This is a genomic window from Floridaenema aerugineum BLCC-F46 (assembly GCF_041929345.1).
Classification (GTDB): Bacteria; Cyanobacteriota; Cyanobacteriia; order Cyanobacteriales; family Aerosakkonemataceae; genus Floridanema; species Floridanema aerugineum.
In genome coordinates this window covers 151,223-163,975 of sequence record NZ_JBHFNQ010000206.1, presented here as the reverse complement: position 1 = coordinate 163,975, position 12,753 = coordinate 151,223, and the positions used below count along the sequence as shown (strand labels likewise).

The following is a 12,753-nucleotide window of genomic DNA, read 5'->3' as shown; positions in this document are numbered from 1 at the left end:
ACTAAACTCTGTTATTTAATCTCATTAACTGGCTGGATTACACTACCACAAATATAATGCCTAGAACCGATAGGAATTTTTTCGTAATGTGAATGTTTTTTTAGAGGCAGTTTTATCCAATCAACAATCTTGACAAAACCCTGGCTTAATTCCCCTCCACAAGTAGTTTTTGCCTCTACGAGGTACTCGCCAGGACTGGGAAAGTTTACTGAAATTGCAGTATTTGTATCCTCCGTCCTATCTAAAATTTTGGAATCATTCGATAATCTAGTATTCGATAATCTAGTAATTTGTAACTGTACTTTTGGAAAGAAACCAATGACAGTAACTTGAGGACTGTGACCAACTAGCCACGCGCCTAGTTGGGGGATTCTTAAACCACCAGAAAAGCTAATTGATAAGCCGACACTGGGTTGTAAAGCATCTTTAAGTTCTTTATTTTCGATAACAACTCCATCCCAAGCTGGAGAAACAACCCTACACTGGTAAAGTTCTACCCAGTTGGAATTATTAAAAACTGGCTGTGGTTCTCCGTACCACTCTAATAAACGCTCATCTCGCAAACGTTGGATGTCTGGGAGTAATTGTTTTTTACACAGCAGGATAAACTGAGAGCCAAGTGATGGCTGTCCCCAAGAAGCATAAGCTCCTGCATCGGGGTTATCGGGATCGGGAATCAATATCCAAAAGTCGCGATTGGGTAAAATTAAGAAATCGAGGTCAGCAGGGGAAATAATCTGGTATCTAGCACCGCGATCTAATTCACTTAGGTTGATCGGACAATCTAAATGAACATACCATCCACGGCGTTCATCCCAAAGCTTATATACATTGTTTTTGTACTGAACTTGTACCGATTCTAGCTGCCGTCCCCGTAGCTGTTTTGGGTAGAGATAGTAATCAATCTGACCCAGGAATGGGTCTTCAGTGCGATATAATCCAGCAAATATGTGACGAACAAATGTGCTTACTCCTACCTTGAGTCCTGCTGGCTTTCCGTCATCTTGCCACTGTTCATAAACTTCGTGAATCGCTTCCGCAACAGCTTCATACCGTTGCCTGTTCTTAGTGACTAACTCTTTTAAATGTTTAGGAAGTCCATACACTTGGAGTCGAATCCGAGCAAACAGAGTCATAGCATCCCACTGCGCTGTCCATTGCTGCTCGTAAAACAACTGTTGAAGTTTCTCTTTATCAGTGCGTCGGAGTAAGGATTGCGAAATTGGATAATTAATATAAGTTATTGGTCCCCCAGAACCTCGCTGTGCTGTCCAGAGAAAACCTTGTTGCATTAGCCACTGATTCCAGTCCTTCCAAAGAGGTTCTTCAGCTTCGTGACCACAATTCATTCCTATTGGACGACCAGATCCAGATAGACCTAAAATTTCCCGCAAACGTTTGAAATAATCCCTTTCTGATATTCTGTCTTCATCTGCCATCTGATATGCTGCCAGAACAGTTGCACCGAGAAAGGCAACACCTTGGGGTAATTTAGAACCATACCAACGCAAGTTGTCCAAATTAACCTGTCCGTCAACAATCACTTTTTCCCTCACAGCGGCACGGAAGTCGTTGCCCCAGTTATCTCCTGTCGGCTTTCCGTTAAAGTCTCGGCCAATACGCTCCAATACATCATCGTCAACGCTTAAATAGATCTTGGTACCTCGTGGTACACCACTAGTAAAGTAAGACACTAACGCTTGGTTCCAATCTTTGTAACTTGCCATCTGAGCCGTTTTTATAAACTCTTTTTAGTATGTACGCCTCTAGTAGCTAATATGACCTACGTTTAATCTAAATCGCTACTAACCTATAACCTGGCATCAGGTTAACAGCTTTTGTGATAGGTACAAATGTACTAACATAAAGGTTTTGTAAAAGCTTTGAACTAATAGTTCAAAGCTAACACTCCTTAATGTTTTCTTCCTATAGTGTTTTTACGGGTATTAGTACACACTTACAGTCGAAAATTTTTAACGTAAAAACAACTCCTTTATTGTTGACAACTTCATGCAGACTCATCACTGTCAACATACTGATGCTGACTATTGTTAACTCTTGAGAAAGAAGCTCTTGCAGTGATGATATCCTTCATTGGTATTGACAGAGTTATTTACATCGTTTAATGTAAACAATCAAGAATGTAAATCTCTAGCCGATTAAATTCATGCACTTCGAGGATGTTCGTCAATGGCAGGGAACTGCTGATGACCTAGCAAGAGAGCTAAAACGACAAATTGAGCAGCTTGGGTTATCTGTAGAACCTCCATCTGTGCGAACTGTCCGGTTGTGGAGATCGAAACAGCTTTTATCGCAACCCAAAGGGCAAGAATTTAAGTTTCGTCAGATTTTAGAAGGATTAGCAACAGCCGTACTGTTGAAGCGAGGTTGGACATTGGCAGCAATTGGTCAAGTATTGCCTTCTTTCTCAGATACTGACCTAGAAAGGCAAATTATTGCAGAAAGCGATGGTCAAGACTCTACATGGGCAACAGTAATTCAAACAAATTCTTTGCCATTACCCGTAGGACATCGCCACGCACTCGATCTAGCAGAAGATGCTGCGATGCTATTAGCACAAGGAATTATTCGCCAATATAATCGAGTGTTACCGGGTCAAGAGATTGTTCGCCAAGATGATAGTATGCCACCCGAACTTTATCGGGCAATGTGCAAATTAGGTCGCTTATATATCGAAGAAGGGTTAGCAGATTCAGCTGCTTGCGTTCATACTATTTTGGAGCGATCGCGCTATCCGTTAAGTAGTGAAGAATGGAATTTAAAGATTTTTCGCCAAACTGAGTTTCCTTTCTCTGGAGTGACTTTAATCGAGCCAGATTTGCGCGTACCGACTTCAGACTGTTCAGTAATTGCTAATAAAAGTGGTGCTTTTGGCGAGGACAATGTAATAGAACATCGCCTGTACAGTCAGCTACGAGAAGCTACAGAGCGTTTAGGTGCTCGCCGTAAACACAAAGCGTATACTGCTGTGAGAAAGTTAGTTGGTAAATACTCCCTAATTGGAGAACGTCAATTACTTGATTACCTAATTGAAAACGACCTTACTCCTTTACAAAGGACAGTTGTAGATTTCTTTGATCGAGTTTCAGATACTTGGTTAATTGAGGGATTTGTTCATCGCTGCACTCACTGTGGTACATTGATGCGACCCCATCCTAACAAAAACCGTTTTCCTGATGGCTGTTGTCCGATTCGCCAGTGCTACAGCCATAATTCGGGTCAGTTATGTGAAAAGCTTAATCCAGATGGCTTACTAATTGCTAAACCGCAAATTTTAACTTTTTGGACAGGACCAGCTATTGATGAATTAGCAATTTTTGAAGCAGCACAACAGAAAGGACTAAATGCAGAATTATACCCGGAATCTGATTTGTGTGACATATCAATTAACAACCGTGCTATTGGTATTGATGCCAAATCTTACACCAGTCCTGTTACCTTAGCTTTGCGACTGAATCGCCGTATTGGTGGATTGGCACACTATCGTCGTCGCATTATTGCTATTAGCGATCGACTTATTGAAGAAAACCCCAACTATCTTTCTAGTCTCAGATCTACACTCGATAAAAAAGGCGACCCTGCCACATTAGAAGTTTTATCAGTGACCTCAGTAATTGAATTAATAAAGAGTATGTAATATGCGAAGCAAACCTGACTTTTGGAAAGGCCCAGACAGAATTTGCTGGCTGTGCGTGTTAATGGAAGAATTTATCGGAACTAATTCACTGAAGAATGCACCAGTGGTCATGTCAGGTATGGCTAGCGTTGTGAATGCGCCTAATTTCGGTTCAGCACGCCAAGCTATTTTTAATCTACGACAGATGTCATTGGAATATGTTACTGAACCATTAGTTAAGCACGCAGTAGCAATTTACAACGACCATCACTATCGCCACCAAACTCAAGGAACTTATGAAATTGACTCAGAAACTCTGGAATTTAAAAGAAAAGATCGTCTTGAAGATTCATTAATTGCTAAGGCGCGTCAAATTTTAAGTGCGCCAATCGCATACAAATCTCACACTATTTCGGTTGCAGATTCACATCAACCAATGGTGGTTTCTCTAGGTGAAGAAAGCAACGCTGAAAAAATCCAAATTAATTTGCGAGACCTCCCCTTAGCAGAACGTCGGAGGCATTCACTTTCACGTTTACCAAGAGGTACTATTCGCATTCCTTTAAAAGAATTAAGGAGTTTAGCTGAACAAATGGATATTCGTGAAGCTCAACATCCAGAAAAACGACCTGGTAACTGGTTAAAACGTTTTGAACGTTTCTCCCTGATGATGCCAGAGATGGGTAAGGGGCTTCGAGAAGAAACAGAAATACTTGAATTAGAGGGAATTAAACACCTAATTGGGCTGCCAGGATCTGGCAAAACAACTATTTTAATTTTGATAGCTGTCTGGCTAGGAAAAAACGGTTATAAAGGGATGTTTGTATTTCCTTCCATTGAAGTTGCCAGACAGTACATGGTTGAACTGGAATTTCATCAAATTAAGGTAGGAATGTTAGTTGGTCAAAGCAAGGAAACTCGCCGACGACACGCAGATAATATTGCTGAAGCAATCGCCGCAGCTGGTGGTAATGGTGGCTTTGCTCATACTTTACCAGGTGCCGATCTTTTTGCGCTCAATTGTGTTCTGCCAGCTTTTTCATCAGCCGATACCTCAATGTGGGGTTTTGCTGATGCTCCCTGTCAAGAGATTTGGCAAAGCGGAGGTAAAAAAGGGAAGATGAAAAAATGCCTTTGTCCGTTGTGGACAATGTGTGGACGAAACAAAGCAGCACGAGATTTAGTAGAAGCTGATATTTGGGTAGGGCACGTATACTCAATGGACACTCAAATATCACCTCATGCAATACAAGAAGAAATTCGGTATTTTGAATTGATTGCCCGTACTTTTGATGTGGTTGTTTTCGATGAAGCAGATATGGTGCAATCTGTTTTGGATAAATATGGAGCAGCTACGCTCAGTATTTCTGGTTCAGAAGAATCTATTCATCGCGTCATTCAAGAGCAAATTCATAACCGTTTTGCTCGTGGTGAAAACCATCGACTATTAGACAGAGATGTAGAACTTTATAGTCGGGAACTATCAGAATTTGGTAATCACAATACTTCTTTAATGACTGCTGTACAAAATATGCCTTCGTCACGGGTAGGGGAGCGATATCAAAATCAGTTACTAACTCCTTTAAGAATTATCAGCGATCTATTGGATGGTTTAGAAAAGAAATCATTACGCGATGAACTAGACGAGCGAGAAGTTAAATTAGGTTTTAAAAGAAGCCGAGTTTTAAAGAATTTTTGGGAAAGAGCAGCTTATCAAGCTTTTTACGATCGCACAGGTATGGAAGCAATTGATTTATCTCAAACCGAGCATTGGGCTGAAACTTTATGTATAGACTGTGGCAAACTAAAGCAAGATTGGCAGACTCTAATTAAGCATTTCCGTCGCTATTTAGCTGAGAATTTAACTCAGCGTCGAGACAATATTGTAAGAGAGATTGGAGAATTATTTCTCCAACTTTGCTTCCCAGACCGTCTGCTACCAAAAGATGCAGATGACATTATCACATTGCTTGTCTGTATTACATTTGTGATGCTTGGCTATCAACGAATTGTACCCGGAACAAGGTCAATGGTAGCAGAAGGATTGATTCGAGAACCAATAGTTGAATCTACTAACTCACCAGCACTTCGTAGGGTTATACCAGAAAATATTTTAGGCTCATTTTCTGGAGTGAAATACAGTTTTTCTCAAGCACTAACAACTCGTACTAGCGCACGCAATGTAGAGTTATCTTACATTACTTTTATTGGTGCCCCTCGAATGCTAATGCACCGTTTCGATCGTTTATTTGAAGCTGATAACGAGCACCCCGGGCCAGCTATTCTAATGACTTCAGCAACTTCATTTCTAGAGGCGAGTCCAGCTTATCATATTAACGCTGGCCCTCACTATTTACTCAAACCACGTCAAGCTGAACACGATCCGAGCCAGAGTATATATTCTTTCAAATGGTTGCCCGATCGTCAACGTGGAGATGAACCTTTACGATATAGCGGTGCTGGCGATCTTCGGGAACGTAATCTAAAGCTAATGGTAGATGCTTTAGCCCGAGGAGGAGCTAATTCTGAGATTTACAAGTCGATTCGCAATTTCGATGTTAAACATGGTATCCATCGCAAAGCAGCATTAATTGTTAATAGTTACGAACAAGCTCGTACTATTAAAAAATACATCAATGATTACTATCCAGAAGTTGGTCGCCGTACCAAAGCAGTTGTTCACTCTCTAAGAGATGGAGAACAACCATCTGATTTTGTTACTACTGCTCAATGCGAAGCATTAGGAGATGATGAAAACTGCGACATTATCCTTTTTCCCATGCTGGCGATCGGTCGAGGAGTGAATATTGTTTTTACTAAAGGATTGAGGGAACTTGATGCTGCTATTGGTTCAATTTATTTTCTCACTCGCCCCCATCCTTCAACGGATGATATGCAGCTTTTGTATAGTTTAGCTGGACGAAAAACTCAAGAATTCGACAGTACAGTTTTTACTCAAACAGATAATTTAAATGTAATTGCTGAGAGTTTAAAGCAATCTAGAAAAGAACTTTGGCGGACGGCGAATCGGTTATTACGAGAACCTTTAATGGCCAGTCGTTTAGGTGCAGATTTATTTCAACCATTTACAGCCAATCAAATGGTAGCTATTTTACAAACAATTGGGAGAGGAATGCGGAATGGTTGCCCAGTGAAAGTTTACTTTATCGATGCAGCTTGGGCTACTCAGTCAACTAAAGATAAACCTGACTCTGTACGAGACAGTATGTTAGTGCAGATGCGAGTCATTTTGGAGGAGTGTATCAACCATTCCGAGCCTGTGATTCGAGAAATTAATCAAGAACTTTACGGGGCATTTCTGGCACCATTACAGCGTATTCAAGGAGTAATTTACCCCGAAGAGCTACGATTTACCAACGAGTTGGATGAAGAAGATTTTGATGATTTTTCACCATTATTGGAGATGTAACCATGAGTAACTATTTTGATGAAGATTGCGAATTCAATGAAGATTCATCCGAAGTGGAAGAAGAATTTATTGAAGCAAATCTGGCTTCAGAAGACCTTTATATTCCAATAGGTCAACGTAAAATTCTCAAACCTGTACCTCTAGTCTTTACCATTCCAGATAATTTGGAGCCACTGATAGTAGAAGGTTATACACTAGCTTGGACAAAGACAGCATTGGATATTTTATCTACAATTCAAAAAGCTAGTGGTAGTAATGAAAAATCGTCTGTTAAAAATTTACCTTATGCTTCATTACGCGGATCTCTAGAAGTAGCATTAAAAAATATAGCTCGAATTAAATCGAATTTAGGACTTAGTAAATTCGACTTAAATAATAATGCAGATGAGTCAGAACCGTTTGCATATTTAACTGATGGTAGTCAAGAAGAGATCGATAAAGCTATTTATACAATTCTTGACGACTGGATGACTAATGTTGTCAAACCTTGGGTTAATGTAGATAAGATTTCACTAGAAGATTTTGACCGTTGGGAAGAGCTTAGAGAAAGAAGAGAGTTATTAAAAATGTCTTCTTTCAAATCCCATATTTTACCTTGGAAGCATTCTGAAGAAACAGGAACGACTCAAGCAAGAGATAAATATGCTTTTCCAATGCTAGCAGATTACTTGGCTCGTCAAATTGCTGGATATGAGATTTTTAAAGATTTAGGTTCAATCAAACGAATTATTTCTAGCAGTGGAACATTTACTTCTGGTGTAGCAGAATTAATTACTAATCCGATTAATTTGGACAATGCCAAAGGAAAATTCAGTTTAGTGGTGCGGATAGAAGTTGTAACTTATCCTTCTCTACATCAGCCTTTAGTGAAAATAGATGTTTCTAAGCGGCGTTGGCTAAGTCAATTAAAATCTCCTCAGTTCGATCGCTACAATATTAGTGGTTTTGTGTTTTCTCAGAAGTATTCAGATCGTGCTTTTAGTTACAAAGTTATCTGCCAGTCAGAGCAAAAGAATAGTCAGGATAAAAAGAGAATTTGGCGTTGGCTTCCAGATAAAGATTTTGCCGTTCTTCAACGAGAATTAAGCTTACCTTTACAACCATTCGATGGGCAACAAATTGCATTAGGTCAAGCATCAACTGAGCAATGTCAAGTAATTCTAACTTACCGGAATGGATTGCAAGATAATTTAGAAGATGAGAATAGTTGGGAAGAATTTGGCATTGAAACAGGTGTACCCGAAATTGATAAGTTGGAAGCTTTTGAAGCGATCGCTAAAATACTTGAACCCAAAGGAATAAAAGCATTCGATAGTTACACACAAGTAAAACATAGGCGAAATGAAGGTCATAAAGTGGATGATACAGCCTCACGAGAAATTAATATCTTTACCCTACTTGGAGCCTATTTTGAGATGAGTAACACTGAAGTTTGCTCGGATTTTACTCCAAAATACTTAAACCAATTAATGGATGATGAACTGGAAACCTTACTGAATCAAAACTTCAATATTGGTTTAAAAGATATTAATCGAGGTAGGAAAGGTCTTGAATTTAATGAAAAAGGTAAGCGGTTGTTAGAGCAAACAAAAGAACTAAAAGCGTTAATTCATGCTAACCAAACGGCTATGCGGAGACTATACCCCAACGAGCGTCCCGCACTGTGGATATTTTATGAAGATGTATTGCAAAAAGAGGTGAAACTATTACAAGCAATCGTTCGCGTTTTGTGGGGGAATGCAATCAAACTTGAAGTTAACCGTCTGCCAACAAATACTCACGGAGCAAGAGAGTTTTTACCTGGTAAAGAGTTAAAAGCTAAAGAGCGAACCAGCGAACGAATAAAAGCATGGGAACACACAGCAAAACAAATTGCAGATCTTAAACAGCCAACCTTCTGTCTAATTTTAGCCCGAAGATTTTACTCAGATTCTAACGATAAGAGAACTGTTTTACTTGATGATAAAGTGAACAAACCTTCAACTCGTAAAGCGTTAGCTACAAAAGCTCGTGCTTGCGTACAGTTTCTTGAGCCAATTAAAACTAATCAGACAACAAACTGTCTCAAATTAGATGAATTTTTCCATCGAATGCAATCTGCTCTCAAAGATTTACTTTCTGCTCATGCTGGTCGTATTGATGATGTGCAAGAGAAAGTTAACAAGTACCTCAAAGATACTCCGCCGGAAGCTAGACCTAAAGAAATTTTGGCATTTACTATCGTTCGTAAACAAAAGGGACGCGCACGCGGTCGAATTGAAAATACATTTTTACCAGTAGCAATGCGTCTAAAAGTGGATACAGGAAAGTGCGAGCTTTGCTGCGCTTACCAGAACAAGGAAGTTAATCGTTTAGAAATTAGTCGATGGAGTAACTTTCCTGATGCCCTTGCTTTCATTGCTGAACTTTCTCCGATAAAACTAGCAGATAACCAGGTTACTAAATTAGATCGCTTCATGGAATTTGTGAAGCAAATCATCTCCAACGCAGTGGACGAAGGAGTAAATCCTTTAGTAATTATTGATTCTTCTAACTGTGTCCAACTGTGGTCTTGGCTTGCAGATGTCAGAATGAATGCAACCAAAATAACTTTTGAGCGACGGTCTGGTTCTCCCCTGTACGAACCAATAGATAAAGAGTGGGATGGCGCACGTCTGATTCGTATTCGTCAAGACCTTGCCCCTGGAATTATCGATAAAAAAATCAGACAATTAGTTAAAACTTCTTTAGAAGATACAAGGACTAAAAAGGAACTAAAGAAATTAACTCCTACTATTGAAATTCCTTCGGCATCCAGTTCAACAGGGATGTTTAAACTTACTGCAAGTCACTCAACTGGATGTGTTGCTTATTTGTCTGTAGGCCATAAAACACTTCATCAAAAATCACGGGGTCAAAGTTGCTATCACCCAACCCAAACGAATACACCTGTTAAAGTTAAAAAGGATGATGGTTCTCAGGAAAAACTTTATAACAAAGCTGGATTACAGATGGATAAACTCCTAGAACGTCCCCCTTTTGTAGATCGGTGGCCTACTCCAAATCCTCTTGAGATTGTAGTCACTTTAAAACAAGAGAAGGATAATCCGGATCAATTAGCTACTCTGGTAGAATCGTTGCGCTACAGTTTTGGTCACTATAGCGAATGGACATCATTACCTGCTCCTCTCTTTTTTGAACGAGTTGTACGTGACTATATTAGTGAGTTTGCAATTGAGGATGAGGATAGTGAAACAGAACAAGATTTAGAGGAAAGGTAGATATTGAAGTTCGTTCATTGATTAGGACAACGCTACGTCAAAAGTAAATTACTACTGGCATAGCGTTATCCAAAAATCCAATGGAAAATTTTCCATTGACAAACAAGCACCTAACCAAATACTAAGGCGCACGCCAACACCGCCGTCAACATCAAATCCCCCTTCCGTCCCCCTTTAAGCGCCACCTCCAACTCCAACAACATCGACATCGCTTGAATTAAAGACCTCAAACCCACACCAGCCACCTCTTGTTTCAAAAAATACACCCGCTTGGGATTAGCAACTTGACAAACTCTGGCAATTTCAGCATCCTGCTTCACCCCACCCACCAGCGCCGCCTTCACCCACATCCAAGTTCTAAACTGAGTAATCAACGTGGCACAAATAGCCAATGGAAAAGTCTCCTTATCTAGCAACTCTTGCAATAAATTGACAGCTTTTGTTGCATTACTTTCTCGAATTGCAGAAGCTAATTGCAGACTATTCTGAGTAGTTGAAGGAACCAGCACTCGCACTTCCTCAACACTAAGCTTTTTCCCATTACTGTAACTCGCCAGCTTTTGTAGTTCCACTTCAGCACGCGCCGAATCATTACCAATAGCATCCGCCAAATACTCAATAATCTTTCTATCAAGCGACAAACCCATTGCTTTTGCTTCAGTTCCTATCGACCGAGCAATTAAATCCGTTCTCCAAGGCGCAATTAAATTGAATTCAAACAGTTTACCTTGAGAAAGCAGAAACTTTACCACTTTCAATCGCTTATCAATCGCTGGTGCGACAAATACCAAATGTGTTGTTTCCGGCACTTGCGATAACAACTGAAGACTTTTCATTGTTTCTTCCGTAAACTGTTTAAAATTGCACTCCTCAACCACCACTAACTTTCCTTTTCCTTTCCCTAATGCACGAGTTAAAGCACAATCAATAGCCTCCTCAATTACACCAGCCGAAAATCGATGATAGTTGAAACTTATCCAATCCGGGTCAAGACATTTTTTGAACTCCAAAAGCTTCTTGTTAATCGCGTACACATCATCACCAACTAACAAACTAATCATCAACCCTTCTCCTGAATCAACAATTGATAGTTAACACCAGTCACTCCAAACAGCATCTTTTGTACCTTAGCCGTATTCCGATTAAACCTATCTAAATACTTAGCAGGCACAGCCAATACAGCTTTTTTCCCTTTAAGTTCTACTAAAGAAGCAACCTCAAGCAAAACTCGATTATTTTCGGAAGTTTTGTCCAGCACCTTTTCCCAAATAGCTGTTAGTTGAACAGGCTGCTTTTCTTTAGAACATTGACTCGACTTCGAGGAATCATTACCCTGCACTAATCCCAGCAAACAAACCTCTAACCACAAACTCGGTTGTACGCTTTTACTTAACTGCCATTCCGAAGCACGTAGCTGTTCAATACCAGCATTAATTACCCTGTAATCCCAATCTGCCACAATCTTCAGCAATGTCGAATGCGAAATCCCGCTAGTTAATAAATGCGAACTATCGCGTACATTCGCTACTAACAGTAAATCTCGATAACAAGCAAGTAGCGACATCAATAACACTTTTGCTGTCTTCCCGCTATCAATCAACTCACGCGATAATTGCAACAACTTCAACGTATCGCCACTACGAATTGATTGCAGAATTGTTATCAAATCAGACTCCGATATTCGACCCGATAATTCCAAAACGTGAGAACTAGTAATTTCCTCCCCTAACAAACTTAACTGGTCAAGTAACTGCAAAGCATCCCTAAGTCCACCTTCTGCAATTCGAGCAATAGCCACCTTCGCCTCATCCGAAATGGCGATAGATTCGCTATCAGCTATCATCGTTAACTGCTGCACGATTGCATGAATAGCTAACACCCGAAAATGGAATACTTGACACCTACTACTAATCGTCGCTAATAGCTTATGTGCTTCTGTTGTACAAAGAATAAAAACCACATTAGCCGGAGGTTCTTCGATACATTTGAGCAGTGCATTTTGCGCCTGAGAAGTTAATTGATGACATTCATCTAAAACGAAAATCCGATAACGACTCATCGCTGGTGCAAAATGCGCTCGTTCGATTAATGTTCGAGCATCTTCTACTCCATTATGAGAAGCCGCATCAATTTCAACTACATCTAAACTATTCCCTTTTTCAATGGAACGACAGGACTGACATTTACCACATGGCGTAACAGTTGGTTTATCTGTAGCATTACAATTAAGCGATTTAGCAAAAATACGAGCCGTTGAAGTTTTACCAACACCTCGTTCCCCTGCAAATAGATAAGCAGGAGCTATTTTATTTGCCTTAATTGCATTAGCCAGCGTTCTTTGAATATATTCCTGTCCGGCTAATTCTGATAGCGTGCGCGGACGATATTTTTGAGGTAATGCTGCGTACATAATTTATTTCCTTTCA

General features: G+C 40.0%; 6 protein-coding genes. 3 read left to right on the top strand and 3 right to left on the bottom strand.

Going from position 1 to position 12,753, the window contains the following annotated elements:
- Positions 1–11 precede the first annotated feature (11 nt).
- Entirely contained in the window at positions 12–1,727 is a 1,716-nt protein-coding gene (locus ACE1CC_RS27840) for a hypothetical protein (RefSeq protein WP_413273684.1), read from the bottom strand.
- A 440-nt stretch (positions 1,728–2,167) separates the two neighbouring features.
- On the opposite strand from ACE1CC_RS27840, the gene ACE1CC_RS27835 reads away from it, so the two are divergent.
- From ACE1CC_RS27835 to ACE1CC_RS27825, 3 genes are read left to right on the top strand one after another with little or no spacing between them, the layout of a single operon-like run.
- On the top strand, positions 2,168–3,658 hold the full coding sequence (locus ACE1CC_RS27835; RefSeq protein ID WP_413273683.1) for a restriction endonuclease-related protein: 1,491 nt from the start codon (positions 2,168–2,170) through the stop codon (positions 3,656–3,658).
- Position 3,659: 1 nt separating this feature from the next.
- The gene (locus tag ACE1CC_RS27830; protein ID WP_413273682.1) at positions 3,660–7,067 is read left to right on the top strand and encodes a pPIWI_RE_Z domain-containing protein; all 3,408 of its coding nucleotides are present in this window, start codon (positions 3,660–3,662) and stop codon (positions 7,065–7,067) included.
- A gap of 2 nt (positions 7,068–7,069) precedes the next feature.
- Complete coding sequence (locus ACE1CC_RS27825; RefSeq protein ID WP_413273681.1) at positions 7,070–10,327, top strand: RNaseH domain-containing protein; 3,258 nt, start codon at positions 7,070–7,072, stop codon at positions 10,325–10,327.
- A gap of 110 nt (positions 10,328–10,437) precedes the next feature.
- Here ACE1CC_RS27825 and holA read toward each other — a convergent pair whose 3' ends face one another.
- Positions 10,438–11,388: a DNA polymerase III subunit delta gene (holA, locus tag ACE1CC_RS27820; RefSeq protein ID WP_413273680.1), complete on the bottom strand. Its 951-nt coding sequence runs from the start codon at positions 11,386–11,388 to the stop codon at positions 10,438–10,440.
- Entirely contained in the window at positions 11,388–12,737 is a 1,350-nt protein-coding gene (dnaX, locus tag ACE1CC_RS27815) for a DNA polymerase III subunit gamma/tau (RefSeq protein ID WP_413273679.1), read from the bottom strand. The genes holA and dnaX overlap by 1 nt, the downstream gene beginning before the upstream one ends.
- Positions 12,738–12,753: the final 16 nt, after the last annotated feature.

Coding starts and splice junctions, on each gene's coding strand:
- ACE1CC_RS27840 (WP_413273684.1), bottom strand. CDS start 1,727: ATGGCAAGTTACAAAGATTGGAACCAAGCGTTAGTGTCTTACTTTACT.
- ACE1CC_RS27835 (WP_413273683.1), top strand. CDS start 2,168: ATGCACTTCGAGGATGTTCGTCAATGGCAGGGAACTGCTGATGACCTA.
- ACE1CC_RS27830 (WP_413273682.1), top strand. CDS start 3,660: ATGCGAAGCAAACCTGACTTTTGGAAAGGCCCAGACAGAATTTGCTGG.
- ACE1CC_RS27825 (WP_413273681.1), top strand. CDS start 7,070: ATGAGTAACTATTTTGATGAAGATTGCGAATTCAATGAAGATTCATCC.
- holA (WP_413273680.1), bottom strand. CDS start 11,388: ATGATTAGTTTGTTAGTTGGTGATGATGTGTACGCGATTAACAAGAAG.
- dnaX (WP_413273679.1), bottom strand. CDS start 12,737: ATGTACGCAGCATTACCTCAAAAATATCGTCCGCGCACGCTATCAGAA.